The sequence below is a fragment of the Enterovibrio paralichthyis genome (assembly GCF_019209835.1).
Classification (GTDB): domain Bacteria; phylum Pseudomonadota; class Gammaproteobacteria; order Enterobacterales; family Vibrionaceae; genus Enterovibrio; species Enterovibrio paralichthyis.
The window spans coordinates 1-26,470 of sequence record NZ_JAHUTS010000018.1 but is presented as its reverse complement, the minus strand read 5'-3'; the positions used below and the strand labels follow the sequence as shown (position 1 = coordinate 26,470).

The window sequence follows — 26,470 nt, the reverse complement described above, 5'->3', positions numbered from 1 at the left end:
CTTCTTCACATTAGCTTTGGAAGTACGCGTTTTACCGCTTCGGTATACACAGCGTTTGAGAATCTGGATGCACCGATAAAATGGATCAAAGACACCTTACCGATATATCCCGCAAGACCTTTGATACCGGAGGCATACTTGGGAAATTCATGGTTTTGATATTTCGGCCATTTCAATACACGACTGTTGGGATACAGCGACTGCATCACGTTGCTGGAAAATTGCTCGCTTCCCCACTCATTCCATTTCTCTTTCCCCAGGCTACTTTCCATTATTTCGCTGACCTGACACAGTTTCTCCCGCAGATTCGAGCCTTTAGGAAAGCCTGTGAAAGCAGCACATCCACGGATGTAGTGCGTCATGCCAAGTGTTTTCAATGCAGGAAGATTCATTTCTGCCTGTGATTGGATGTGTGCATTGTTCCAGCTTTCAGCCAAGGTCGACATGTAGTCTATTAACACTGGCGCAGCAAACATGGGGGAGCCGACAGTAAACCCCTGGTTGTCGATGACATGCTGGTAGATCTCCGGTACAGCGCCAAACGTGACGGTGTCACTATCTAATTGTATGACATAGTATTCATCGGTCCGGCTCAGAACATAATGAAGCCGCTCCCAACAGGCACCGGAAGGGCAATTGAACACGTCGATTTCACTGATATCGACAACGGTCAGGTTTTCAATGTGGGTGTTAAGCAGGGATAAATCATCCGGGGTCAAACTGCCGTCGTCGACGATTTCGATTTTGCATGGCCCGTATTGTAAGACGAAGGATTTGACGGCAAGCAGGTACATTTCAACCGCCGCATGGTGGACTTGTGTAACAACCAAAGTTTGGGCGCTTTCTATGCTTTGGATGGGTTTCGTCTTCGTGACGTCCGCGATAGCTTTACAAAAGAGAAATTGGTTCTTCCGTTTCTCCAATTCAGAAAATCTTTCCCGTAATGCTCTAATCATATCCCTGTATTTCGCCCGTGTTTGTTAGGCTCTCCGAAGTCGATTTGCGCTTTTTTAAAGTCTTCCGGTATACCGATATCGATGAAGTACCCTTTGGTTACGCAGCCGTAAAGGCGGTGGGTGGATACAATCTTCATCAACACGTCGTTTTCAAAGGAGAAAACATCGTCTTTTGGGAGATCATCGATCAGCCGCGGGCTTAAGAGGTATACACCAGCGTTGATAAGTCCAGGACTGCCTTGTTGTTTCTCTTCAAAGCGTATGACCCTGTTTTCGTCTGTGGTGACGCGTCCATACCGACTGGTGTCTTCGCAGTCTACCAATGTCATGGAAAGGTCGGCATTTGAAGCCGTCAGGGTTTGGTACATTTCGCTTAAGCTGAAATCGACAAAGGTGTCGCCATTGATAACCAGCACCGCGCTCTCACGATCAGGAATACACGCATCAATCGCTTGTTTTATCGCACCGCCAGTGCCCAGCGGTTTTTGCTCAATCGAGTAGCGTATGGCCATGTCTTGGTAGTAGTTGCCGAAATGTTCCGTGATGCGTTCATATTGGTACGAGACGGCGAGTACCACATCCTTCACATTCTGGTCGGCAAGGTAGTCCAGCAGATACTCAAGAAAGGGTCTGCCAGCGACATCGACCATGGGTTTGGGCAACCCACCTGAGAATTCACGAAGTCTCGTCCCGAGTCCCCCGCACAGAACCACAGCAGTGATCTTATTTGGCGTAGTCATTGAAATACTCAGCTTCTACGTACGCGCAGATTATGTGGCCGATCAGAATATGGCTTTCCTGGATCCTTGGGGTGTGGTCGGAAGGCACACTGATACAAATGTCGCAGGCTTGCTGGATTTTGCCGCCCTTACCTGCCAATCCAATGGTGACCAGGCCTTTCTCCTTGGCGGTTTTGAATGCGGCAAGAATGTTAGGCGAATTGCCGGACGTACTGATGCCGATAAAGATGTCTCCGGCCACACCGTTGGCCTCTACCTGGCGGGAAAACAGACGCTCGAAACCGTAGTCGTTACCGATGGCGGTGAGAATAGATGTGTCTGTCGTCAGGGCCATTGCCGGTAACCCGGGTCTGTCAAACTCAAACCGGCTGACAAATTCGGCGGCAATGTGTTGCGCATCAGCCGCGCTGCCGCCGTTACCCGCGATGAGCACCCTGTTACCTTGTTTATAGGCGGCTAAACAAACCCTGACAGCGTCATTGATAGACTGGAGCGCAGACTCGGAAGCCAGAATTGCCTGTTTGGTCTCGATTGACGCTGAAATGTGGTGCTTTATCGTCTCTAAACTGTCCACGATTGCGTGCCCTCGTTAGTGAAACGGAAAGGCTGGATGTGCCCATCAAATTCCCGCAATGCCTTTTCGACATCAATGCGGTAAATCGGATCGACAAACAGCATCATAAAGCCCCCGCCCCCTGCACCGGATATCTTGATGGACTTTGCGCCGGCACTGATGACTTTATCTTCAATCAACTCAATGTGTTTGGTAGAGATGGAATTTGACGTGGATTTTTTTGCGTTCCACGCTTCTTTCAGAAGATCCGCCATGCCATCTATGTTTGATTTGAGCAGACACTCTTTCATTGAATAGGCCAGCTTTTTCACTTCATGCATGGCTTCCAGCGGTTTATTGTCATCTGACGAGGTATTTTTGACTTGGTCATTGATGATGTCAGCCGAAGATCGCGATACGCCGGTAAAGAACAGCACCATCTGGCTTTCAAGCTCGTTGATGATGTTTTGCCGAATTCGTAATGGATTGACGATCACCCGCCCGTTTTCAAAAAACTCCATGAAATTGAACCCGCCAAAGGTTGTGGCGTACTGGTCTTGCTTCCCTCCGGCAAGGTTGCAATCAACCCGTTCGATTTCATAGGCAAGACGGGCAACATCGTACTCTCCGAGGGGAAGCTTAAGCAGTTCGTTGTATGCGCTGAGTATGGTCACCACCATGGTGGAGGATGATCCTAAACCACTTCCTGGCGGCGCATCTGAGTGCGTGTAGACTTTGACGGGAAGGGGTTTGTTATCGTTGAAATCGCGCACAATGCGGTTGTAGATAGCCTTATGGAGTTGCAGGTCGCCTTCCAGAGGAATATGTCTCTGCAATGGGCAGTGGAAGGTTTTCTCAATGTCCTGACCCACAAACGTGATGCCATCCTGATCTTCAAGCAATTCAATGGTGCAATTGGCATACATATCGATGGTGGCATTTAAAACACAACCACCAAAAGTATCGCAGTAAGGTGAAAGATCTGTACCGCCACCGGCAATACCAAGGCGAAGAGGGGAGCGTGAGCGTACCAACATGTCTCAAGTCCTTTTAAATATATCGCTTTTCACTTATTTACTAAATTGTAGTTAAAGACTAAAAACGGTGTTTTTGCAAATAACCGAGTGTGGTCCTAAAGTTAGCGTTGACAATGGATTGTTTAAAAAAGTAGAAGATTAATGAATGACAAAGAAAAAATACATGTGTGTCATTTAGTATACAGTTTTAATATCGGCGGATTGGAGCGGGTAATAATTAACTGTATAAACGCTCTGGATAAAGAAAAATACCGGCACTCCATTGTTGCACTGACAAATGTTGGCGAATTCATTCAAGAAGTTGATGGTCAAATTGATTTCTACGCTCTGCACAAAAAAGTAGGACACAATTTTGGTGTTCACTGGGAGCTTTATAAACTATTAAGGTCAATCAAGCCTGATGTCCTTCATAGCTACAATCTTTCAACCATTGAGTATCAATGGGTTGCATCACTTCTTAATGTGAACTTACGAGTTCATGCCGAACATGGTCGTGATTCCTATGATGTTGATGGGAGTGTATGGAAATACAGATTTCTCCGAAAGGCCATGAGTCCGTTTATAAATACTTTCATTGCAGTATCAAAAGATTTGTCTGATTGGTTAAGTGAGGACGTCAACATCCCAAAAAGAAAAGTCAGCCTCATTGCCAATGGGGTTGATACGGATTTCTTTTTCCCTGAGCGCAACGGTGTTGCATGCCAGAGAGAGAGTAAAGGTAAGTTTGTTTTCGGACATGTGTCCAGACTTCATCCGATCAAAAATCAGTCTTTTATCATCGAATGCTTCAAGGCAGCCTGTTTAGCCAATCCATCATTTATGGAAAACTGCGTGCTTGTTTTCGTCGGAGATGGGCCTGAGGAGGAGGCGCTGAAACAGTGTGTCTCTAAGGTTGATTTCTTGCTGGATAAGGTCATTTTTGTAGGTGCCCAGTCAGATGTACGCCGCTACTACCGCGAGTTTGATGTATTTGTGATGGCCTCGATAGCAGAAGGTATTCCGATGACATTGCTGGAAGCGATGTCTGTCGGCGTGCCTCATCTAGTCACGCCTGTTGGGGGGATTGCTGAAGTTGTAGAGCGGGGCAAAACGGGTTACGTCGTAGAGAGTGCTGACAATGCAAACTTCATTAAAGCGCTGATTGAAGCCTATCAGGAGAAAGAAAACTTAAGCAAGTTGTCAGCAGAAGCAAGAAATAGGGTTGTATCTCATTACAGTCAAAGAAAAATGATCGCGTCTTACGACAGGTTATACAGCATGGTGGGACGATAGTATGGAAAGTCTGTTATATGCTGGGTGTTTAGCTGCACTTGTCTTTATCTGTATCAGAGCAAAAAAAATTGATGATAAGGACGAGCAATGAGAGACCTGGCATTTATATTGTTCTTTTTTATCATTATCTTTGTTTCATACAGAAAGCCATTTATTGCCGTGTCTATTTGGCTGTGGTCAGGACTATTTGTACCCGTCTACTGGCTTTACGGTTTTGCTGAATCATTTCGATATAACTTAATCTTCTCTTTGTTTGCGATGGCGACTTACCTCTTCTGTAGAAACAAGCCATCAATACGGTTTGATAGTATATTTTTTCTGATCATCCTTTTGTTAATCCACACCACCATAACGACAACAACAGCGTTAATCCCCTCTGGAATTCCATGGGTGGTTTGGGACGGCTATTCCAAAGTAATACTTTTGTTTATTTTTATCACGTTAACGATGCGGAAGTCCCATCATTTTGACATGCTGATATGGGCCATGGTTTTATCTATCGGCTTTTTCGCTCTGGTAGAGGGGCTAAAATTCGTTAAATCATTCGGTGGGCACCAAATTAATGGCCCAGCGGGGCATATTTTGGCGGACAACAACCATATGGCGTTGGCTATATTGGTCATGCTGCCTTTGGTCGTGCACCTTATTACAGTGACCCCAGAAAAGTGGTTGCGGGTCGGGCTGGTCATAACGATTTTCATCTGTGTTTTGGCGGTGCTAGGAACAAAGTCGCGCGGCGGTTTTATCGGTCTGCTTTTTGTCGGTTTGTACTTCTTCCTTAAAAGTAAGCGGAAAGCACGAACATTGATAGCGTTAATTCCTGTGTTGATTGTTGCCATAAACCTATTACCAAGCTCCTGGTATAGCCGGATGAACACGATAAAGACGGCTGATGAAGACAGTTCGTTTGAAGCGCGTGTCGTTTCGTGGAAAATTCACACACTTATGGCATTAGAGCGTCCACTTCTCGGTGGAGGATTCAAGGGGCCGCAATATGCGTATGTCTGGCGCTCACTCGCTTTGGACTTTGATGAGCTGAATTTCATCCCGTCGGCCCCTGCCGGAGACAAACCTTGGGCCGCCCACAGTATCTATTTTCAGGTGTTGGGTGATCACGGATTTCCTGGGCTTACTCTGTTTTTACTTATCATTATTCTCGCTTTTCTGAAGCTTTCCTCTGTCGAAAAGTACTTCAGGGGGAGTTGGCAGTCTAACCTGGCGCGAATGCTCAAGGTCTCTCTTGTTGCCTATTGCGTTGCCGGTGCAGCGGTTTCTATGGCCTACTTTGAGATGTTTTATGTCATTGTCGGCATGGTTGTCTGTTTATCCATTCTGCAAAAAGACGCAGAGGACGCAAAAATACCAAAACGTAAAGGTGCTATGACCGGGCGAAAAATCGGCAAACCTGTCGCTGTTAATAGAAAGTCAGCGGTACAGAGCAAAGAAGAATTCAAAGGCTAGCTTTCGTTTTCTCGAAAGCTAGCATGCTGATGAATAGAGAGAGCATGAAAGATTCTTTAACGCACTATAACTTAATTACTAGTAGGCTATTGTTATTTATAATATTAATTGCACGATTAGAGTCAGAAGAGTTCATCAAGATCCTGCTCTCGCGTATAGAGAACGGGCATATCCGCTTTCTTCCATCGGCCAATTTGCATGATCTGCTGGTTGGTTTTTCCATCCATGGACAAATCCTGGGCTCGGCCAATTCGCGCTGAGTGACCACGCCAGGGGCTTTTTACATCGTCTGGCAATAAGGCATCATAGGCACGCTGGAATATTTCATCGACTGCTTTGCCCGAAAGCGGTTTGCGATAAACCACGCCCTGCTCCTCGGCCACAAATCTTTTATTCAGTTTTCCCCCTTTCGTTAGAGGGAAAAACAGCAGGCCGTTTCGGTCGCGATCGGATTCATCCGTGGTCATTTCATAGGCTTTTACCAGAAGTTGGTAGGTATGACTGGACACCTGAAAACGTCCGCCATGTTGGCCATCCGTACCATCATAACTGCCCTTTATGTGGCTGATACGGCCAGTGTAGTGACCGGATTTTTGGCTGCGTGACAACATAGAAAACGTGACATTGGCCATTTCCGATTCCCGCAACATAGAATCATAAGCTAATGATATAAAAGCCAAATCTCTGACATCTCTCGGTTTGACACTGTCACCCCAAATCACATTCAATTCCGACAAATGATGGCGGCGAAAAGGGCTCTGTTGGTGGACCATATAACCTTGCCGCGCTGCGGTATTGCGGATTGCTTTCATCGTTGCCTTGATACGTTTGATTTTTGTGATGTCTGTGATTTCGGCAATCTGATGTAAGAGAGAAATGCTGCTCAAGTGACTGGCAATACTCGATGGTTTAAGGCTTTTTCCAAAATCCACTTGCAGCGCTTTGGTTCGCCCTTTGCTTTCCAGAAATTCCAGATATTCGCTGACATGGAATGGCGTGATCGGCAAGGTCGGGATGTTTTTCGCCATACACCACCGGCGGTAAAACCGGAAGTTGTGCAGGTATTGGCGCAATGAATGAGGTGATTGACCAGTGGCGGTACTGAGGAAACTGTCTATGCCAAGGTTGGCATTGTGAATTTGCTCGGTAGACAAATTCGCAGCAGCTCCGATACTGAACAGTTCAGAACGAAGCGCCGTCACAAGCTCTGCGTAACGTTGCTTTAATCTAGGATCGGTCAATCGCCGGGTGACGGTTTCCACAAACTGCTCATCCGGCAACTGAGAAACCAACTGGGTACCAGGACTGTAAGGCGTCAGTGTCATATCAAATATCGCCGAAAATGTTGTCAGTGACTGCGTGAATTTTCCTAGGCAAAGAGCCAGAACAACTTCTCAAACAAAAATGTGACAGCGTCACGAATACAGACAGTCATCGACGTGAGTTTTAAGTAACATAACAGCAATTATATTACCTAATTCATGATATTGAAAGAAAGTGGCTCGCGGTATGCTCTAGCAACCCAGATACCGTCTGTGCCTATTAATCTGGTGTCACTTTGTATACGGTCATGTCAGAATTTTTAACGGCTTAGTTTCAGTGGTTAATTTAAAGTCATATATATCAGTACGTTAACCATATGGTATACAACTTGCTTTTGACTTATTGATAAGAGATGACTGTTAAGAAGTTAAAGGACTGAGGAAGCAGGTATGGGAAAGCTATACGCCACTGTTGTAACTACGCTTCTCGTGACGAGTTTGTGGGCGGGTGTTGCTCAAGCAGGGATCATTACTGCCACGTTTAATGGCTATGAAAACAACCTGAAAGACAGCGCAACGGTAACCATCAATGGTGGTACAAGTACCATGCGAACCAATGCTGGACTGTTCAATTGGACAAATGAAGGTACGGGTGATGTATTTCAAACATTTTGTATCGAGCTAAGCCAGTATATCCAGCAAGGCCAAACGTATAATTACTCCCTTTTTCAGGCTTCTGATCCTTCGAATGGCTTGGGCTCAGTTGAGGATTATGTTGGGCGCTTATATACCAATGCCTTTGATTTAATTGGCAATGTTTCTGCGAGGGCGGCTGCTTTCCAGCTGGCACTATGGGAAATTGTCCACGAAACATCAGGCGCATACAGTTTAAATAGCGGTTCGTTTCAGGTGGTCTCTACTGGCAATGCCAACTCTGAATTATGGGCAAGTAGCTATCTGAATAGTTTGGATTCATGGACCAGCAATTACACCATGAACATCATTCGATCTGATACCCAGCAAGATCAACTTATTGTAGGCGGGCAAAATGGGCCCACACCTATTTCAGAGCCCGCAACCTTGGGTTTATTTGGTTTGATTCTTCTTTGTATCGGCGTGCTTTCACGCAAAAGAAGAGTGTCCGACTTATCGTATAGATAATTTGAATCTGTAAAGCCTTCTGCCTTTGCTGAAGGCTTTGAAGTTTATTTGATTTTGAATAACCATTTCTTTTTTTGAAATATAAAATCTACTTCATGTAAAGCGGAAGTCTGGCTACTTTAGTTTTTATTCCATTGATCTCGTCTATATAGCGTTCGTTTTCTTCATTCATGAAGTTACCGGTGAAATTTTCTTTTTTACTCAGCACCGTTTTGTTATCAACACGTAAGTTGAACAACCCTGAACTATTGGCTGTTGAAAGGAACCGCTGGGCTTGATAAGCGTGACTTTCAGAACTTGATATATAACTGGAGAATCTGGCTCCCGATATATCAGCAGCCAGATCTGAGAAGTCAAACCCTGAGCCACCTTCATTTGCATCGTACAGTTCTTTCAACTCTCCGATATTGTTAGAAATGGCTTCGCTGCCAACCCGTTCAATGATCGCGGAGTACAGGAAATGCAAAGCCAGATCATGCCTCGATTCCAGTGTCAGTATCTTTTGTCGCGATAAATCAATCGCTTGCTCAAAGTCTTGAGGCTCAAATCCGATAAGTTCAGAAAAGCGTGGGTTTGCAAATGCGATTGAAACAGACCAAAGGGCATAGGAGTTTTCATCGATAGGGTTACCATTCTGGCTTCTATCACTCGCCAACTGGAAAACCACATTAAAGACTTCAACCAGATCGACTTTACGGTCATTTGAGAGTCCAACTTGGTTAGTGATAGCTGTCAGGTACCGCCTGATAACTTCAGCATTCATCTGTTCCATGTCGCTCGGAATAAAAGATTTAAATGTGTTGTAGAAATTCTTCAGGCGTGTTTTGCTTGTTTCCTTAAATCCATCAGTGGTCGTTGCGCTGGTATATACACCGCCATCTATAAACGTTAATTCATCCAAGAACTGTAGATACGTTGATTTGACATCATCATCAAACAAAACGGTCAGTGCTGCATAACCAAGCCAATAAACCATTTGCCCTGGAACCGTAATATCCCCCATTTGGCAGACATCTATTTTATGTGGTGCATCACCTGAAATAACACAAGAGACATTGATGTAGGACTCGCTGCGATAGTCACTGAGATCCAAACTCGCAAACACATTCAAGCCAACATCTTTCACCATGTTGTAATCAAAACTCAATCTTGGCGTGACATGGGAAGAGGTTTTGAATATTGCGTTTAAATCATCTTCGCTCAAGAAGATTTCCACATTCTCGTTTGATTGAGAGATGTCATTGGAAATTTTCTTGTAGAGTGAAACGGCCTGTTTTACTTCTCCCGGTTGAACATAAGACCTTGATATAATGGGAGAGGAAGAAAATGCCGAATTTACCAGATAAAAAAACAAAACGACAATTAGAATGCTAATTAAAATAAAAGTCTTCATAAGAAGATTTTTATTACGTGGACTGGTCACAATTTTTCCTCATGGGCAAGTTTTACTTTCCACACGAGTGCTCGTTGTATCTACCAACGACTGACTAAACAACTTCGTCAATAAACAAAGCCAACCTCTAAACTTGCCCTGCTTTCCGCATAATCAGTGTTATCGGCATGACGCGCTGAAACACTCCAATAAATACGCCTGGAGAGCTGATTTCTCAACGAAAGATCAAAAACCCGCGAGTAATCATCATTGATGGGATCAACCGCGGCGCGGCGTTTGTAATTGTTGAACTGGAAGCTACCAGACAACGTCGTTCTGTTAGATAGCTCATGCGTAAATCTAAACGTCGTTCTCAGTACGTCATTGCTGTTATTTTCAACAACATTCGTCAATACCGGGCGTTGTTCAACAAAACTGACGTCGACGCCAAAGGTGGTGCGCTTGAGCGCTAACGTTGACCCGAATAGCAGTTCTTTCGTCAGACGGATCTCTTCGATATTTTCGCCTTCGAAAAACAGCTCTCTATCAAAACTGGTAAGTGATTCGGTATAACTGATGATGTTTGTGAGCCTTTTTGTCCTGTGGGAGAACAAGAAGAAGTAGCTGTCTCCAAAGACACGGCGGGAATAATCAAACTCAATGTTTGTTCTTGGTGTTGGATACAAACTGAACGCACCACGCCAGAAGTGTCCGCCGTCAAACAGGAAATCGTAGCTCACTTCTACGTAAGAACGTTGGCTCAAATAGTAGCGGACAGCCGGTCCCCAGGTACCAATGTTGTCGTTCTGGTTTCCATCCAAGTCACTGTATTCTTCATAGAAAATACGGATGAAAGGGCTGATATTGTATATCGGCTTGATCCCGAACTCTTGCTTAATGTTGTAGTTAAAATTTCCGCCGTCATTGGTTGTAGATTCATTCCGCGTGTAGTTTGATTCATTCAACCAAAAGAAGTTTCGGGAGGCTGTCCCTTCAGTGACGACCAGGTTGCCTGCCACTTGGTAAAAGTCGCCAATATTGTCTTCGTTTGAGGTGATATTCCCGTCCAAACGGCTATAGATATCGAAGTAACCCCTGGGATTGCTCTGATAACTTAGACCCGTGGCGAAATAGCGGGACTCGATGGTGTTGCCCGAAATCACATCCTCATTGGCGTTATCTTGTATGTTTCTGGATATATTCTTGATGTATGCGTTTGTATCCAGCGTAAGGCTTTCACCCGCCAGGTTTCTGTATCCCGTTAAGCTGAGTTCATTATATAACCGGTTGTCTTCTGTTCGTTTTTCGTTCAGAACCTGATAGACATCGTAGTTGAACATCAGCCTGCTTTTGCTTCCTTGCACATTCAGGTTTGCGCCCGCCGACAAGGTGCCAATAAACCCACCAATTTCATTTTCGTCGGTAAGGTAGATATTGTCAGAATACGTCAATATGCCGGAAACCGATGGCGAAAACTCTACCTCTTCAGCGTTTACCGCGTGCGAAAAAGCAACCATAACGCCAACAGCGCAAAGGCCATACCAATGAGTGCTTCGGTTCATATTATTGATACCCATAGCCATACCCGTAGCCGTACTGGCTAAGCTCATTGTTGACTGATTTATTTATGATAAATCCCACAGCTAACCGTTCATCAAGGTGCGACACAGCCTCAATGACATTGGCCATTTTTGATTTGTGGTGTTCCACAACAACGACCACCTGTCCCACGTACCTTGAGAGCGATATTGTTTCAATTACACCCAATAGCGGCGGGCAATCAAAGATCACCATTCTGTTGCTGTATCGTGTCGCCAACTCTTTAGCGAGGTTGACCATTTTGTCACTCGCGAGAAATTCATAGCTCAAATGGTGGGAGTCACCGGCGGGCATTAGCCTCAGGTTTTTAATCGACGTGTTATAGATGACCTGATCAGCACTTTCCACATCGCCTTTCAGGTAATCAATCAAGCCTGGGTAGGTTTTGATACCCAATGATTTGTTAACGCTGGGTTTTCTTACATCGGCATCTACCAACAGAACGGATTTGTTCTTCTCCAGAGAAAGCATCAATGCCAGATTAATCGCGCTGAAGGTCTTGCCCTCGTTGGGTGATGCGCTGGTGATCATGACAAGGTTGCCGTTTTCGTGGCTTTCAGAGCCTGCACCAAAGGCATTATTGACCAGCTTATGTTTTATCGCCCTGACTTCATCGTTGATCGGCAACTTTCCCCGATTGTCCTTGACGCTGACCATACCTTTTCGGAGCAGGTAGTCTTCATCAATGAAAATGGTTTCATTCTCGATGCCAGAATCAAAATCATCCCCATCGCCGCTGGTCGTTGGCGAAAGCACTTTTACGTTTCTGGTGTCGGTATCAGAGTCATCCGTGACTTTCTTAAAAAAACTCATGATATCTCCCTACGGTTTCATTGATGAATTCCTGGTGCATCGCGGGGTCGCTGTTGATGGCCATGGAGCTCACAAAGCCCAGGATCAACAAAGCACCAAGAATGCAAAAGACAACCAAGCCCCGTTTTTCTGCTCTCAGGATCCCTGAACTTTCCGTGGCAGTGATGACGCCGAAAACGGGGATCCCTGTGGCTCGATAGAGTTGGTTTGTTGAGAATACGACGGGACTCAATTGACTGATGAGCAGGGAAAAAGCCACACCAATTCCCAAACCCGCAACCAGCACAACAGCCAGCAACAAAACCCTGTGCGGTCCGGATGGTTTCCTTGGAACGGTAGGTGGTTCAATGATTTTGAACTTAATGTCTTCCGACGCGGCGCCTACGCTATGGGAGATGGTTGCGCTCTCTCCGCGGGCAAGCAATTGTTCATATTTAGTTCGGGTAACATCGTAATTTCGGGTCAATGACGTCAGCATCGCCTCGATATCGGGCACAACATCGAGCTTGAGTCCCAGCTCTTCAATTTTGCTTTGATGTCGATTAACACGAACTTCCAATGACGCAATTTCGTTGTTTAGCTCGTTGCTCGTGATTTTAAGATCTTGATAAACCGGGCTGTTTTTCAGCACATCATCCACAGAGACACGGGCCATGGTGCGTCGCTTAAGTGCTTTAAGCTCCCCCAACTGACGCCTGGTTTCAATCACGTCCGGATGCTGGTTGGTGTAGCGAAAGAGTAATTCGTCGAGTCGGATTTCCAGGTTGTCGATACGCCCGTCATATTCGGTTTCAACCGTAGAGAGCTGCTTCAGTGCAGCGGTTCTTTCCTCATCCAGTTGACTTTCCACTTCTTCAAGACGTGAGCGTGTTTCATTCAGCAGCAACTCAGCGCTTTCAAGCTCCGCCTTCTGCTGCTCTATATTTGAGTAGTAGTTTTTGTCACTGCCGGGAAGTAGCCCTTGGTATTTTCGCTTGAAGTCAGCCAGTTCTTTCTCTGATTCAACCAGTCGTTGCTCGTAAAACCGGATCTGGTCGGTGATCACTTCACTGGCCTGTTCAGCGTCCAACCGCTTGTCACTCAGGGTGTTTTCGATAAACACATTCAGTGCAGCCTGAACCACGTTCTTGGCGTAGACCGGATTCTCTCCCGTGTAACTGATGGTATAGAGGTTGTCTCGACCGCCAGATGCTATCTTGATGTCGGATTCCAGTTCATCAATCAACTGTTCGTACTGCTCGGGCGTACCGGCCAAGACATCTGCATCAACCTGCCTGGCTATGGTTTCAAGGTTTTTCTTATTGAGCAGCGTTTTCGCCATCAGGTTTAGCTTTTGGGATGGGTCAGTCTGAATAGCAAGCCCCCGCAAGAGCGGCTGAAGTATAGACTGGGTATCTGCATACACTTTGGCTTCAGAGGTGTACTGGTTAGGAAGCAGCGTCACCGCTATCCACCCAAGAGGACAAATAATCCAAGCAAAGATGAGAATGTACCGACGCTTGAGCCACGTGGCACGCAGATAGCCCGTTACAATATCGAACTGCTCTTGCATTTACCCGACTCCCTGACTAGAACCAAGCTTCAGGTATAAAGATGATGTCACCGGGGAGAATGTCGACGTTTGCCTCAATGACGCCATCCCGCATCAGGTCGTCCATCTGAAGGCTAAACTGGCGCTGTTCGTTATCAATCACGCGGATTAAACGGGCACTGTTGCCATCGGCAAATTCTGTTAACCCACCGACCTCTATCATCACATCAAAGAGTGTCATGTCCTCTTTGTAACTGATTGCCCGGGGCTCAACAGCTTCTCCCATTACCCTGACCTGCTCACTGAACGGCCCAACAAAATTGTCGACCGACACAGAGACAATGGGGTCGCGTATGTAGCGGGACAGTTTTTCTTCCAAGTCACGGGACAATTCGGTTGGCGTTCTGCCAGCGGCAACGACGTCATCAACCAAAGCCGTCGACACCATCCCGTCAGGTCTGACTTGGTAGCTACCCGAGCCTTCCGGGTTACCCCAGACAGAGATTTTGATTTTGTCTCCAGGTCCAATGATGTAGCGATAGTCATTGACATCTTTGGTAATGGACGGGTGGATTGTTGCTGTAGGCAACACAGGGAGCTGTTCTGATGCGCAACCCACTAACAGCACTACAACACTCGTGACCATCAGTCTTGTTGCCACAGAAATTACTTTCCAATCTCTTACCATACATAATTCCTCAGAAGTCCTTTCTTCCTTTACATCATTTCGCCTGCATCTTTTTGGTTCAAAGCAGCAGCCACAATGGTCATATGCATAACTCTGTGTTCTGTAACGTACTAATATAGGACAGAATCCTATTTCTGTTTGGCACGATAAGTGAAAATCCGCTTTATTCTTGCAATACAACCCTTATTGAACTGCTCTTCTTACTTTTATATCTAAAGTGAGACACTTTTAAATTATAAAACCAGTGACATCCTGAATTTAACTTGTTGTTTTATCGAGGCGACACAGAACACTTATTCACTTTACAAAACGACAGATTGTGTATTTTAACTTTCATCCAACAATTAAAAACCAAACCCGCCATAAACTGCATTAAAATGTAGTCAGACTGTAGAACATTCCATACTCACAACTAACAGGATTCACCACCATATTCAGATTTATTTTTGTCGTATCGTTGAAACCCAACAAAATCATAAACATCGCAATTACCGCACGGCGTACATAAAGTATTGATGTTAATCATACAGTTAATTGAACACCCTACTCACTGCAAAACAAAACCCACTAACACCTATTCAAGCAAATAAAACAAGAAAAAGTGTTTTAATATTGAGATATATGGTGTAAGTGTTCTCATTTACTTATTTTGTATTATTTTTAGAACACTTCAATTTACACGAAAAATATAAATCACTAATATCATAAGGTTACTATAACTTTTTAGTTGAGTGAGTCCTAAATAAGACGGATTTTTATTGTTTTAACCAATTTTCAATTGGAACTCTTTAAAGTTCAGGTCTAGATTCAGAAAAGTTGATGCATGCGATAATGGATTGGAAGTCGACATGTCAAATACTAGCTTTCATGAACTGAACGCCAATAAGGTTATTCTCATAGCCAGTGATTTATTAATGATTTGCATTGCCTTTTCATTAACGATTATGGCTGCGCACTATTTCCATCCAACGTATTCATTTTGCATCATCAGCGCCGCCACACTCTTCTTTACGTTTTTGGTTGTCTTATTAATATCATTACTTTGCCTAGGGCTTTATAACGAAAAATTAAGGGAAAACAACCAAGGCATAGCGTTACGTATATTCGTTGCCATACTTATCACCTATGGTGTATCCGGTGTTTTACTGCAAGGCGTTGCAGATAAACAGTGCCCGGCGTTTATGACGGTGTATCTCACCGCTTCAACATTCATGCTTATTACTGCCTGTCGTATTTCAATTCAACGGTATGGTTTTACAAATATTTCTATCAATCGCGTTCTGGTAATTGGGGCAGGCCGACGTGCCAGCATTATCCAAAACAGTATGCGCAGGAAATCAGACCGAAATGGATTTGAAATTGTGGGTTTTGTCCCTACAGAAGGTGATGAGCAGTTTCAACTGCACAACGAAACAATCATTTCGTTATCCTTGAAAAATGAAAATTCTCTCGAGGCTTTCGTTAACCACCATCGGGTTGATGAAATTGTCGTCGCTGTTGATGAGCGCAGAAACACGCTCTCTTTAGATGTCTTTTTTCACCTGAAACAAAGTGGTACAAAAATTACGGATATTATTGACTTTGTTGAGCGTGAAACCGGAAAAGTCGCCATCGATCATCTCGACCCATCATGGATGCTTTATCACAATCAACAAGGTAGAAATCGGCTTCGTACTTTAGCCTATTCATTGCTCAATAGTGCTATCGCAATTGCTATCGCCTTGATCACTTTACCATTAATGATAATAGCCGCCATTGCTATCAAAATTGAGTGCGGTTTACGCTTTCCTGTTATTTACTCACAGGAGCGCGTTGGGTTAAGAGGTAGAATTTTCAAAATCTATAAATTTACCAGCATGCGCCTTGATGCCGAGAAAAATGGTGCCCAGTGGGCATCAAAAGAAGACCCCCGGGTTACAAAAGTTGGCAAAATCATCCGCAAGTTCCGGGTCGACGAATTACCACAGTTATATAACGTGCTTCGTGGCGACATGTATTTTGTAGGTCCTCGCCCAGAGCGTCCTCAATTTACAAAAGAGCTATGTAAATCAATTCCTTTTTATGACCAAAGGTTAAGCGTTAAGCCTGGGTTAACTGGGTGGGCACAGTTAAGGTATCCCTACGGCAGCAGCGAAAAAGATGCGTTAGAAAAGCTGAAATTCGACCTCTATTACATCCGGCATAGAAACCTGATGTTCGATCTCCTGATTTTATTAAAGACGTCCGAGATCATCATATTCGGTCAGGGTCGCTAGCCTATGCCGGATACCCATAAGAGAGCAGCCAATATCCTGCCACAGTGCGCGCTCACCGTAGATGTGGAAGATTATTTCCATGTTTCGGCTTTCAGTAACCGCATTACGCCCGCAGACTGGGGGACAAAGTACCCACTGCGTGTTGAGCAAAATACCCACCGGCTACTGGAATTGTTCGCTGAACATAATGCGCAGGCCACGTTTTTCATGCTTGGCTGGGTGGCAGAGCGTTGTCCGCAGCTGGCACGGGAAATTGTCGGGCAAGGGCATGAATTGGCCAGCCATGGCTATGCCCATCAAGTTGTCACAAGCCAGACACCACTGGTTTTCAAAAATGATGTTTTCCGCGGTAAGTCCTTACTGGAAGACATTACCGGCTGCGCTGTCCGGGGTTACCGTGCACCGAGCTTCTCAATTAATCCCAACACCGAATGGGCCTTTTCAGCACTGGCTGATCTCGGGTTTATCTACAGCAGCAGCACCTATCCGGTAAAACACGACCTCTACGGCGCGCCGTCTTGGCCAAAAGCCCCTTATCAGCGCCCTGAAGGGATAATGGAAATCCCCATTCCAACCTATAACGCTTTGGGCAGAAATATCCCAATTGGCGGCGGGGGTTTCTTTAGGCTATACCCATACAGACTGAGCCGGTCCCTGATAGAAAACTACATCAAAGTCACGGGGCAGCCGTATAGCTTCTACTTTCATCCATGGGAGATAGACGACAAGCAACCGAGAATTCCTGACATCTCCCTCAAATCCCGATTTCGCCACTATCTGAATATCAACCGGATGGAGGCGCGCATTCGCTATCTCTTGTCGGATTTTTCCTGGAATACGATGAGCCATGTTTACCAATTGGATGGATCTAGCCATGACTCAAAAACTAAAAATAAGGCCGCTAAATCAGCAAGATATGTCAGCTTGGGATGATTACGTCGACCATCACCCTGACGGGAGCTTTTTTCATCTCATGGGTTGGTACCATGTGATCAGCGCAGTCTTCAATCATAAGCCTCACTACATGGTGGCGGAGTGCCATGGAAAAATTGTGGGTGTGTTGCCGCTGTTTGAGCAAAAAAGCAGGATGTTCGGCCACGCCCTGATTTCCACCCCTTTTTGTGTGTATGGTGGCGCCATTGCCGATACCCTCGAATTAAAGAACCAGCTCGAACATGCCGCCCTTGAGTTAGGGCAGTCGCTGAATGTTGACTATGTTGAGCTGCGGGATAAAACGCCGACAGAAGATAAGTCCCCTTGGGTAACCCATTGCCGTCACTCCACCTTTTCCTCGACGCTGGCAGAAACCCCCGAGGAAATCCTCACAAACGTGAAGCGCAAACAACGCGCGGTTATCCGACACTCACTCACCAACCATCTAAGTTGGGACAGCAGCGACAATCCGTCCGTGTGCTATGACATTTACGCGCAAAGCGTCCACAACCTCGGCACCCCAGTTTTCAACAAAAAGCTGTTTGACGCGCTCAAGCAGGCCTTCGGTGAGCGCTGCGAAACACTGATCATACGGGATGAAAACGGGGAGCCCGTCTCCGCTGTGCTCAGCTTCTACTATAAAGAGACGGTATTGCCGTATTACGGCGGTGGTACACATGCAGCCCGTGATTTGAAAAGTAACGACTTCATGTATTACCAGCTGATGTGCCTGGCTAAAGAGAGAGGCATGAAGGTATTTGACTTTGGCCGGAGCAAAGTTGACTCGGGGGCATACCACTATAAAAAGCACTGGGGGATGGACGAGGAAAAACTGCACTACCGAATCGCGTTGGTAAAAGCCAAAGAGCTGCCCAATTTGTCTCCAAACAATCCAAAGTACCGGCTGTTTATCGACCTTTGGAAAAAAATGCCATTGGGTTTATCGCGCCAAATCGGCCCCCAGATTTCAAAATTTTTAGGGTGATCCATGAAAGAGCCACTACTGTACCTGTGCCACCGTATCCCTTATCCCCCTAACAAAGGGGATAAAATCACGACTTTTCACGTGCTTAAGTTTCTCGCACGGCACTATGATGTCTATCTTGGCTGCTTTATTGATGACCCTAACGACAGGCAATACACCGACAAGGTTCGGACCTTCTGCAAAGAGGCGTTTTTTGTCGATTTAAACCCATCATTTGCCAAACTGAAGGGGCTGACCGCCTTGGGAAAAGGAGAGCCCATTACCCTGCCCTACTACCGCAGCGCCAGCCTGTCCCGTTGGGTGAAGCAAACCCTGGCTTCCACGTCTATCACCAAAGCGTTTGTGTATTCCGGCTGTATGGCCCAGTACGTTCTTCCCCACCAAACGCCCCAACTCCATACTGTGATGCAGTTTGCGGATATTGATTCTGACAAATGGCGCCAATACGCGAATGCATCGACAGGGATCATGCGCAAAGTCTATCAGCGGGAACACCGTACGCTGGCGGACTATGAGAAGCTGGTAGCGGATCAATTTGATATCAGTTGCTTCATATCAGACACCGAATCTTCGCACTTCAGAGAGATGGTAAGCACTAACATACATAATAAAATCAGAACATTGGAAAACGGCATCGACAGCGATTATTTCTCGCCATTAGCCCCCTCTTCCCTTGCGGAAGATTATCCTCTGGAAAGTGACAATTACATCGTGTTCACCGGTGCCATGGATTACCGGCCAAACATTGAGACAGTTATCTGGTTTATCAAACGTGTCTGGCCACAGGTTATCCAACAATGTCCTGACAGTAAGTTTTACATTGTTGGCTCGTCTCCCCCTAAACAGGTTATTGAGCTCAACACGCATCCCGGCGTAGTCGTCACGGGAAGGGTGGATGATGTACGCCCGTATCTGGCGCACGCCAAAGCGGCAGTAGCGCCCATGTTGATGGCCCGGGGAATTCAAAACAAAATATTGGAAGCCCTGGCCATGGAGCGCCCCGTCATGACCTCCTCCCTTGGAGTGGAAGGGCTGGAAAACTATCCCACTGAATGCCTGTATGTCACGGATGCAGAAGAAGAGATGGTGCGGTGGATAGTGTCAAAGCTTCGTGAAAACGTAGTACGTGCAAAAGACGGCAGGGACTGGCTAAAAGCCAATTTTAGCTGGGAGGCCAAGTTGACCCCACTGTTAGGCTATTTAGGGGCAGAGATTGAGTAACCTTTCCCTGGCTCTGAGGTTTGCTTTTCCGCTTCTGGCATGGGGCGTGGTTTTCCATGACGCTATCGAAGGGATGGTGTCTGTTTGGCTGCAGTCGAAAACTTACGAACACAGCTTTCTGATACTGCCCATTTCGCTCTGGCTGGTCTGGCGCAAACGCGAGCAAATTAAGGTGACACTTCTGGGATCAGCATGGATACCTGTGGTGTTTTTAATTGTACCCGCACTGCTGTGGATGGTGGGGAATGCCGCTGGCGTTGCTCTGTTTGAACATATTGCTGTTGTTACCAGCTTGCAATTGATGCTTTGGGCATTGCTTGGCACGCCGCTGACCAAACTGCTGTTTTTCCCCATTTTTTACCTCATATTTTGTATTCCCTTTGGCGAAGAACTGGTGCCCTACCTACAACTGGTCACTGCGGATATCACCGTGTTCGCCCTCCATCTCACCAATATTCCGGTATACCGCGAAGGCCTGTACCTCACGATCCCCAACGGGATGTTCGAAGTGGCTGAAGCGTGTTCCGGCATCCGTTTTTTAATTTCCAGTCTGGCGTTGGGCACCTTGTTTGCGTACCTCAGCTTCTCAAAATGGTGGAAGATACTCGCCTTTGTAGGCTTCTCCTTTATCTTTCCCATTATCGCCAACGGGATACGGGCGTACGGGATCATACTGGTGGGTTATCTCAGTGACATGAAATACGCCACAGGGGCAGATCACCTCATCTATGGCTGGGTATTTTTCACCCTGGTGATTGGCGTTATCTTTTTTGTCGCCGACAAGTTTGCAGACCCTCTCCCTGACCAACCATCAGCCAGTGAAACCTTGGTAGCGCGCAATGAAACGGCTCTGCGCCCTTATATGGTGACGCTCACCCTCGTCGTCATCTTATCTATTCTGTTTGTTTGGACCAGGACATTGCATGTTCAGGCCAACCCTACACTGTCGCCTGTCTCTTTACCGGAAAAAGCCATTAGTGGGTACCAAACAGCTTGGGGAGTCGCATTTCCAGAAGCACTGACCGTGAGCCGGGGCGTACTGCCTGAGGGACGTGCTGAGTATTTTTCCGCGCGCTATGCCATTAACCAAGCCAATGGCGAACTGATCAGTTCCATTAACCGCTTTTACGACCCCGAGCGGTGGGCACCGAGCGAGCGAACGGCAGTGTCGTTATCCCCTGCCACAGCGCCGGCATTTGACGCTACGATGATCACACTGCTCAATCCACGGGGGCAGAGCAAGAAGATCCTATATTGGTATTGTATAGAGCAGTTTTGTTCAACCAATCCCCTAAAACTAAAGCTGTTCAAAGCACAGAAGCTACTTACGGACGGGGAAGGAAAAGGCGATGTCTTTGCGCTGTCCAGTACAAGTCTGGACGATGAACAGCTTGAGCAACTCGCCATTGAATGGATAAACCAGTACCGCCAGGGAGTGCGCTGATGTGTGGGATATCAGGAATTTTTAATCTGTCTTCGCGTCAACCGATTGATACCCAGTTACTGCAAAGGATCAACCGGGAACAATCGCACCGTGGACCGGATGATGAGGGTTACTTCATCGATGGTTTTGTTGGATTGGGGCACCGTCGTTTATCCATTATCGATCTCGGCACCGGTCAACAGCCGATGTTCAACGAGGATGGCTCCGTCTGCGTGGTGTTTAACGGTGAAATCTACAACTTTAGCGAGCTGGTCATTGAGCTAACCGAACTGGGACACCGCTTTGCCACCCTCAGTGATACTGAAGTGATTGTGCATGCGTGGGAGCAGTGGGGCGTGCAGTGCCTTGAGCGTTTTCGGGGCATGTTTGCTTTTGCACTCTGGGACAGCAACCAAAAGCAATTGTTTTTGGCACGGGATCGGATAGGGAAAAAACCGCTGTACTACACGGTTACCCGTCATGGCCAACTGGTTTTTGGCTCAGAGCTTAAAGTGCTGCTCGCACACCCGGATGTTAACCGCACCTTGCGCACTGAGCTGGCGGAAGAATTTTTTATGTACGGTTATGTGCCGGACCCGCACAGCGCATACAAAGACGTCAGTAAACTCCCTGCCGGCCACTACCTGCTTCTCACACCGGACTCTGCACTAAAACCCACCGCGTATTGGGATTTCACCTCCCCCGCAGTCACCTTGCCGTGGGAAACAGTACAAATTGAACTGATTGAAAGACTCACCGAAGCGGTGCGTATACGCCTTCTTGCCGATGTGCCATTGGGCGCATTTTTATCCGGCGGCGTCGACTCCAGTGCCATCACTGCGCTGATGGCGGGCATACAGGACTCCCCCGTGAATACCTGTGCCATCGGGTTTCAGGAGCGCGATTACGATGAGACCGAGTATGCCGATCAAATTGCCGCGAGGTACCACACAAACCACACCCGCCAGATCGTATCGTCAAACGATTTTGCGCTGATCGATACCTTAAGCCATGTTTACGATGAGCCCTTTGCCGACAGCTCTGCACTGCCAACCTACCAGGTCTGCCAACTGGCGCGGCAGTCGGTTAAGGTGGCGCTTTCCGGCGATGGTGGCGATGAAATCTTTGCCGGATACCGCCGCCAGCGAATGCATCTTGCCGAGCAAAGACTGCGCGACAAAATACCGGCTGGGCTGCGAAAACCGCTGTTCGGTCAACTCGCTCAGTTCTACCCCAAAGCAGATTGGGCGCCAAAACCACTGCGGGCCAAAACCACACTGCAATCCCTGGCAATGGACGCGGTAGAAGCGTACGCCAATACCATGTCAAAACTGCGCCAGGGAGAGCGGGCGAAATTGTTCAGCGCCAGCTACCAACGCCAATTGGCTGGCTACAGCGGCCTGGAGATCATGAAAACGCATGCGAAAGCCGCTCCCACGGATGACCCACTCAAACTGATTCAATATCTTGATATGAAAACCTGGTTGCCTGGTGACATCCTGACCAAAGTGGATCGTGCCAGCATGGCAAACTCGTTGGAGGTTCGCGCCCCCCTGCTGGACCATGTCTTTATGGAATGGGCATTTTCCATTAGCAGTGCCGACAATATCCGGGGCACCGAAGGCAAGTACGCCTTCAAAAAAGCACTTGAGCCTTACGTCGACCACAACATCCTCTACCGTCCTAAAATGGGCTTTAGCATTCCACTTGCTGATTGGTTTCGAGGGCCATTGCGACGGGAACTCAGCAGCAACCTGTTGTCAGAAAACATGCTGGACAGTGGCTTTTTCTGCGCCGATACGCTGAAAACCATGCTCGCCGAACACACATCAGGGCGAAGTAACCATGCAGATGCACTCTGGAGTCTCCTGATGTTCGCCAAATTCATCAACCGGCAGTAACGTCATGAAGATCCTGACTGTCACCACCCTATTCCCCTATGCCAACAACCCCAAACATGGGGTGTTTATAGAAACACGGTTGCGCCATCTGATGGCGCATTTTCCAGATGTAGAAGTCAAAGTGATCGCACCGGTCCCCTGGTTTCCCTTCCGTCACCCCGTTTTTGGTGAATACGCAGAATACGCCAAAGCCCCCGCACGAGAGCAACGTTTTGGGATGGATGTCTATCACCCCCGTTATGTTGTTATTCCGAAAATTGGAATGACGCTCACCCCCCGGACATTGTCAGGCGCTATCTACCATCAGGCGCGCCAGCTCCAGGAGCAGGGATTTGATTTTGATGTTATTGACGGACATTACTTTTATCCCGACGGTGTCGCCATCGAACAGGCTGCAACGCGGCTTGGAAAACCGTTCACGGTGACGGCACGGGGAACGGACATCAACCTGATCCCGCAATTCCCCGCCCCCAAAAAAGCCATTCAGACTGTGTTGCAAAAAAGCGGCCACAACATGGCTGTTTGTGAAGCGCTGAGACAGACAATGATTGCACTGGGCGCTGCGCCAAACAGCGTGACTACGTTGAGAAATGGCGTTGACCTGACCCTGTTTCCTTTCGCCGACACAGCCAAGCAAGCCGACCTTCGACAACAACTCAAATTGCCGTCACACCAGCCGGTTGTACTTTCTGTGGGTCATCTGATAGAGCGGAAAGGACACCATCTGGTGATTGATGCCATGAAAAATGTACCGGATGCTGTGCTCGTCATTGCAGGCAGTGGCCCGGAAGAAAAAGCGCTGCATAAACAGGTTCACAACAACGGGCTGGCATCCCGAATCAGTTTTGTTGGCAGCGTAAGCCAGAAAGAGCTCGCCCAGTACTATGGTGCCGCCAACGCTTTGGTGCTCGCCTCCAGCCGAGAGGGTTGGGCCAATGTTCTGCTCGAGTCCATGGCGTGTGGCACGCCCGTAGTAGCCAGCAATATCTGGGGCACACCGGAAGTCGTCCGGACTGCAGACGCGGGCTTGCTGGTTGAGAGAACACCTGAAGCGATCGCCGCGGGAATGAATGCCCTGCTCACTTCCCCTCCCCTTCGCAGCGATACAAGGCGTTATGCAGAGCAGTTTGACTGGTTAAGCACTTCACAGGGACAACACGCGATTTTCTCGTCCCTTATTTCGAAAACTGCCCATGGGCGATAGCCAACATGTACAAGGTTGATTGACATGAAAATACTCTATCACCACAGGATCGCATCGAAAGATGGCCAATACGTTCATGTGGAGGAGATCATCCGGGCGCTTTCCGAGAGAGGACATAAACTGATTGTCGTCGGGCCGAAGGTCGCCACCGAAGCGGCATTTGGCAGTGATGGCGGTTGGGTGTCTTCACTTCGCCGCGCCCTGCCAAAGTGGTGTTCGGAACTGCTCGAATTTGGCTACGCCTTTTACGTTTTTTTCAAACTGCTCGTGGCTTGCTTAAAGCACCGTCCGGATGCGATATACGAACGATATAATCTGTTTCTTCCTTCCGGAATTTGGGTCAAGAAGCTGCTCGGGTTGAAACTGGTATTGGAGGTGAACTCGCCTCTTTATCTGGAGCGGGCCCAATATGGGGGTATCGGCCTTGCAAGGCTTGCCAAATGGACCGAGCGCTACACCTGGTGCAACGCCGACCATGTCTGCCCGGTCACACATGTACTTGCCGGCTATCTGCTTGAAGCGGGCGTGTCAGAAGACAATATTACCGTCATCCCAAATGGCATTGACCCTTCGGTTTTCCACCCTAATCAGAACAGCGTCCGTCGCCCCGAATTCACAGGAAAGTTAACGATTGGCTTCGTTGGTTTTTGCCGTGAATGGCACCAATTGGATAAAGTACTCTCCCTTATTGCAGCATCGAAAAATCCAGATCTAATGCTATTGATTGTCGGAGACGGCCCCGTCGCCATCCCGTTGCAACAACAAGCGGAAGAATTAGGTGTCACCACACAGATTCATGTAACAGGCCTTGTAGAACGCCACGCCATGCCAATGTGGCTCGACCAGATAGACATCGCCTTGCAGCCCGCGGTCACCCCTTGGTCGTCGCCTTTAAAATTGATTGAATATCTTGCCAAGGGAAAGGCCATTATTGCGCCGGATACAGAAAATATCCGCGAGCTTTTAGTGGATGGAAACAACGCCCTGCTCTATCCGGTCGACGCACCGGATGCAATTTTTGTCCGCATCAAACAAATTGTGGAAGATGATGTGTTGCGGGCACAACTTCAACGACAGGCCTTGCAAACGATTAAAGACAGGCAACTCACCTGGGCAGGCAATGCAGCCCGCATCGAGTCCATCTTTTCGACGTTAACGACCGGAGCCTCGGCGGCGTCCAGAAACACAAAATAGGTGAGGTCAACCGGTTAAGAACTGAAGTACTTGTGGTGATAACTGATGCCAGGACGCTGACTGAGCGTCTAAAACTCTTGTTTATCAAGCCGTTACTCTATCCAAATTTGCGTTGCCAACGTTTCAACACCATCTCACCAACTTCCCTTTTTATACAAAGCGTTGGGGTTGTTACCTATTGCCCGCTGAAAAAGCCTCAACCAGAAATACAGAGAACAGGCGAAGGAGCTCTAGTTTTAGATCCCGCATACGAAGATTAATATATACGTTGGGTAGGGTGGGAAGCTGTGCAGATACCGGTGCCGTGATCAATCCATCTTGATATACGGATGATGGAGAAAAATACAATCCCTCATCACCGGCGACGTACAACAATGCTTCATCTGTGTCTTTTGCAACGTGTCTCTTTTCCGAAGGAATACCAGAGCGGCGCAGAATGTCTTCAATGAGGACACTGATATGGCACTGTTGACGATAAATCATTGGAAGTGGCCGCTGATGACAGCTTTCGCTGTCTTGGGCGCATAGCCATTCAAGTTTGCGGACAGCCAATACCCTGCCATCTGGTAAGGGGGAGGGATCTACCGAAAGAATGATATCGATATCTGATTGTTCAAAAGCAGCATGGAGCTGTTTCGCATTGGATATAACAACTTTTACTTGATAGTTTCCAGAGCGCTTGAATGCCCTAACGGCTTTGGGGATGGTGGGATGGACAATTTCGTGGGGGACCCCTAATAAAATCGTCGTAGGCTCATTGCTTATTTGTGTGGCAAAAAGTGCGTCGCGGTTGGTTTCCAGTAGCCTGAGGGAATGGGGAAGAAATCTCGCACCTGCCGGGGTGAGGCTCACGCCATGGGATGTCCGCTTTACCAGCTTGGCACCCACAACATCTTCCAGCCTTTTTAG

22 protein-coding genes are annotated in these 26,470 nt (G+C 47.2%); 11 read left to right on the top strand and 11 right to left on the bottom strand.

What is annotated here, in order from left to right; translation table 11 throughout:
* Window positions 1-5: 5 nt before the first annotated feature.
* From KU854_RS17960 to KU854_RS17945, 4 genes are all read right to left on the bottom strand, one after another.
* Window positions 6-830 carry a hypothetical protein gene (locus tag KU854_RS17960; protein WP_218359794.1) on the bottom strand — a complete coding sequence of 275 codons (825 nt, stop codon included), beginning with the start codon at window positions 828-830 and terminating at the stop codon, window positions 6-8.
* A gap of 122 nt (window positions 831-952) precedes the next feature.
* Window positions 953-1,696 carry a nucleotidyltransferase family protein gene (locus KU854_RS17955; protein WP_218359793.1) on the bottom strand — a complete coding sequence of 248 codons (744 nt, stop codon included), beginning with the start codon at window positions 1,694-1,696 and terminating at the stop codon, window positions 953-955.
* Window positions 1,680-2,270: a D-sedoheptulose-7-phosphate isomerase gene (locus KU854_RS17950; RefSeq protein ID WP_218359792.1), complete on the bottom strand. Its 591-nt coding sequence runs from the start codon at window positions 2,268-2,270 to the stop codon at window positions 1,680-1,682. Before KU854_RS17950 ends, KU854_RS17955 begins: the two co-directional genes overlap by 17 nt.
* On the bottom strand, window positions 2,258-3,286 hold the full coding sequence (locus KU854_RS17945) for a GHMP family kinase ATP-binding protein (RefSeq protein ID WP_218359791.1): 1,029 nt from the start codon (window positions 3,284-3,286) through the stop codon (window positions 2,258-2,260). Before KU854_RS17945 ends, KU854_RS17950 begins: the two co-directional genes overlap by 13 nt.
* A 141-nt stretch (window positions 3,287-3,427) precedes the next feature.
* Here KU854_RS17945 and KU854_RS17940 point away from each other — a divergent pair, with 141 nt between their 5' ends.
* Window positions 3,428-4,558: a glycosyltransferase gene (locus KU854_RS17940; protein ID WP_218359790.1), complete on the top strand. Its 1,131-nt coding sequence runs from the start codon at window positions 3,428-3,430 to the stop codon at window positions 4,556-4,558.
* Window positions 4,559-4,645: 87 nt separating this feature from the next.
* Window positions 4,646-6,019 (top strand): putative O-glycosylation ligase, exosortase A system-associated, encoded by a 1,374-nt coding sequence (locus tag KU854_RS17935; protein ID WP_218359789.1) that lies wholly within the window; start codon window positions 4,646-4,648, stop codon window positions 6,017-6,019.
* A gap of 122 nt (window positions 6,020-6,141) precedes the next feature.
* On the opposite strand, the gene KU854_RS17930 is transcribed toward KU854_RS17935, so the two are convergent.
* Complete coding sequence (locus KU854_RS17930) at window positions 6,142-7,344, bottom strand: tyrosine-type recombinase/integrase (RefSeq protein ID WP_218359788.1); 1,203 nt, start codon at window positions 7,342-7,344, stop codon at window positions 6,142-6,144.
* Window positions 7,345-7,731: 387 nt separating this feature from the next.
* Here KU854_RS17930 and KU854_RS17925 point away from each other — a divergent pair, with 387 nt between their 5' ends.
* Complete coding sequence (locus tag KU854_RS17925) at window positions 7,732-8,442, top strand: PEP-CTERM sorting domain-containing protein (RefSeq protein WP_218359787.1); 711 nt, start codon at window positions 7,732-7,734, stop codon at window positions 8,440-8,442.
* Between the two features lie 88 nt (window positions 8,443-8,530).
* On the opposite strand, the gene KU854_RS17920 is transcribed toward KU854_RS17925, so the two are convergent.
* The 5 genes from KU854_RS17920 to KU854_RS17900 form a co-directional block, all read right to left on the bottom strand.
* Complete coding sequence (locus KU854_RS17920) at window positions 8,531-9,865, bottom strand: hypothetical protein (protein WP_218359786.1); 1,335 nt, start codon at window positions 9,863-9,865, stop codon at window positions 8,531-8,533.
* A 77-nt stretch (window positions 9,866-9,942) separates the two neighbouring features.
* On the bottom strand, window positions 9,943-11,397 hold the full coding sequence (locus tag KU854_RS17915) for a TIGR03016 family PEP-CTERM system-associated outer membrane protein (RefSeq protein ID WP_218359785.1): 1,455 nt from the start codon (window positions 11,395-11,397) through the stop codon (window positions 9,943-9,945).
* Window positions 11,378-12,226: an XrtA-associated tyrosine autokinase gene (locus tag KU854_RS17910; protein ID WP_218359784.1), complete on the bottom strand. Its 849-nt coding sequence runs from the start codon at window positions 12,224-12,226 to the stop codon at window positions 11,378-11,380. The genes KU854_RS17915 and KU854_RS17910 overlap by 20 nt, the downstream gene beginning before the upstream one ends.
* Entirely contained in the window at window positions 12,213-13,778 is a 1,566-nt protein-coding gene (locus KU854_RS17905) for an XrtA system polysaccharide chain length determinant (RefSeq protein ID WP_218359783.1), read from the bottom strand. Before KU854_RS17905 ends, KU854_RS17910 begins: the two co-directional genes overlap by 14 nt.
* A gap of 16 nt (window positions 13,779-13,794) precedes the next feature.
* Complete coding sequence (locus KU854_RS17900; protein WP_218359782.1) at window positions 13,795-14,445, bottom strand: XrtA/PEP-CTERM system exopolysaccharide export protein; 651 nt, start codon at window positions 14,443-14,445, stop codon at window positions 13,795-13,797.
* Between the two features lie 848 nt (window positions 14,446-15,293).
* On the opposite strand from KU854_RS17900, the gene KU854_RS17895 reads away from it, so the two are divergent.
* From KU854_RS17895 to KU854_RS17860, 8 genes are read left to right on the top strand one after another with little or no spacing between them, the layout of a single operon-like run.
* The gene (locus tag KU854_RS17895) at window positions 15,294-16,700 is read left to right on the top strand and encodes a TIGR03013 family XrtA/PEP-CTERM system glycosyltransferase (RefSeq protein WP_218359781.1); all 1,407 of its coding nucleotides are present in this window, start codon (window positions 15,294-15,296) and stop codon (window positions 16,698-16,700) included.
* A 3-nt stretch (window positions 16,701-16,703) separates the two neighbouring features.
* Window positions 16,704-17,633: an XrtA system polysaccharide deacetylase gene (locus tag KU854_RS17890; protein ID WP_218359780.1), complete on the top strand. Its 930-nt coding sequence runs from the start codon at window positions 16,704-16,706 to the stop codon at window positions 17,631-17,633.
* 40 nt (window positions 17,634-17,673) lie between these two features.
* Entirely contained in the window at window positions 17,674-18,618 is a 945-nt protein-coding gene (locus KU854_RS17885) for a FemAB family XrtA/PEP-CTERM system-associated protein (RefSeq protein ID WP_255555634.1), read from the top strand.
* Window positions 18,619-18,621: 3 nt separating this feature from the next.
* Window positions 18,622-19,839: a TIGR03087 family PEP-CTERM/XrtA system glycosyltransferase gene (locus KU854_RS17880; RefSeq protein ID WP_218359778.1), complete on the top strand. Its 1,218-nt coding sequence runs from the start codon at window positions 18,622-18,624 to the stop codon at window positions 19,837-19,839.
* Window positions 19,832-21,283, top strand: a complete 1,452-nt coding sequence (xrtA, locus tag KU854_RS17875) for an exosortase A (protein WP_218359777.1) — start codon at window positions 19,832-19,834, stop codon at window positions 21,281-21,283. The genes KU854_RS17880 and xrtA overlap by 8 nt, the downstream gene beginning before the upstream one ends.
* On the top strand, window positions 21,283-23,163 hold the full coding sequence (locus KU854_RS17870; protein ID WP_218359776.1) for an XrtA/PEP-CTERM system amidotransferase: 1,881 nt from the start codon (window positions 21,283-21,285) through the stop codon (window positions 23,161-23,163). The genes xrtA and KU854_RS17870 overlap by 1 nt, the downstream gene beginning before the upstream one ends.
* A 4-nt stretch (window positions 23,164-23,167) precedes the next feature.
* Window positions 23,168-24,367: a glycosyltransferase family 4 protein gene (locus tag KU854_RS17865; protein ID WP_218359775.1), complete on the top strand. Its 1,200-nt coding sequence runs from the start codon at window positions 23,168-23,170 to the stop codon at window positions 24,365-24,367.
* A gap of 24 nt (window positions 24,368-24,391) precedes the next feature.
* Entirely contained in the window at window positions 24,392-25,561 is a 1,170-nt protein-coding gene (locus KU854_RS17860) for a glycosyltransferase (protein WP_218359774.1), read from the top strand.
* A gap of 171 nt (window positions 25,562-25,732) precedes the next feature.
* On the opposite strand, the gene KU854_RS17855 is transcribed toward KU854_RS17860, so the two are convergent.
* Window positions 25,733-26,470: LysR family transcriptional regulator (locus KU854_RS17855; protein ID WP_218359773.1), on the bottom strand; the 738-nt coding region annotated here is incomplete at its 5' end.

Excerpts from the sequence above, each read along its gene's own strand:
- KU854_RS17865 (WP_218359775.1), top strand. The coding sequence starts at position 23,168 with ATGAAGATCCTGACTGTCACCACCCTATTCCCCTATGCCAACAACCCC.
- KU854_RS17930 (WP_218359788.1), bottom strand. The coding sequence starts at position 7,344 with ATGACACTGACGCCTTACAGTCCTGGTACCCAGTTGGTTTCTCAGTTG.
- KU854_RS17945 (WP_218359791.1), bottom strand. The coding sequence starts at position 3,286 with ATGTTGGTACGCTCACGCTCCCCTCTTCGCCTTGGTATTGCCGGTGGC.
- KU854_RS17895 (WP_218359781.1), top strand. The coding sequence starts at position 15,294 with ATGTCAAATACTAGCTTTCATGAACTGAACGCCAATAAGGTTATTCTC.
- KU854_RS17955 (WP_218359793.1), bottom strand. The coding sequence starts at position 1,696 with ATGACTACGCCAAATAAGATCACTGCTGTGGTTCTGTGCGGGGGACTC.
- KU854_RS17905 (WP_218359783.1), bottom strand. The coding sequence starts at position 13,778 with ATGCAAGAGCAGTTCGATATTGTAACGGGCTATCTGCGTGCCACGTGG.
- KU854_RS17860 (WP_218359774.1), top strand. The coding sequence starts at position 24,392 with ATGAAAATACTCTATCACCACAGGATCGCATCGAAAGATGGCCAATAC.
- KU854_RS17890 (WP_218359780.1), top strand. The coding sequence starts at position 16,704 with ATGCCGGATACCCATAAGAGAGCAGCCAATATCCTGCCACAGTGCGCG.
- KU854_RS17885 (WP_255555634.1), top strand. The coding sequence starts at position 17,674 with ATGGGTTGGTACCATGTGATCAGCGCAGTCTTCAATCATAAGCCTCAC.
- KU854_RS17940 (WP_218359790.1), top strand. The coding sequence starts at position 3,428 with ATGAATGACAAAGAAAAAATACATGTGTGTCATTTAGTATACAGTTTT.
- KU854_RS17915 (WP_218359785.1), bottom strand. The coding sequence starts at position 11,397 with ATGGCTATGGGTATCAATAATATGAACCGAAGCACTCATTGGTATGGC.
- KU854_RS17870 (WP_218359776.1), top strand. The coding sequence starts at position 21,283 with ATGTGTGGGATATCAGGAATTTTTAATCTGTCTTCGCGTCAACCGATT.
- KU854_RS17925 (WP_218359787.1), top strand. The coding sequence starts at position 7,732 with ATGGGAAAGCTATACGCCACTGTTGTAACTACGCTTCTCGTGACGAGT.
- KU854_RS17900 (WP_218359782.1), bottom strand. The coding sequence starts at position 14,445 with ATGGTAAGAGATTGGAAAGTAATTTCTGTGGCAACAAGACTGATGGTC.
- KU854_RS17880 (WP_218359778.1), top strand. The coding sequence starts at position 18,622 with ATGAAAGAGCCACTACTGTACCTGTGCCACCGTATCCCTTATCCCCCT.
- KU854_RS17910 (WP_218359784.1), bottom strand. The coding sequence starts at position 12,226 with ATGAGTTTTTTTAAGAAAGTCACGGATGACTCTGATACCGACACCAGA.
- KU854_RS17935 (WP_218359789.1), top strand. The coding sequence starts at position 4,646 with ATGAGAGACCTGGCATTTATATTGTTCTTTTTTATCATTATCTTTGTT.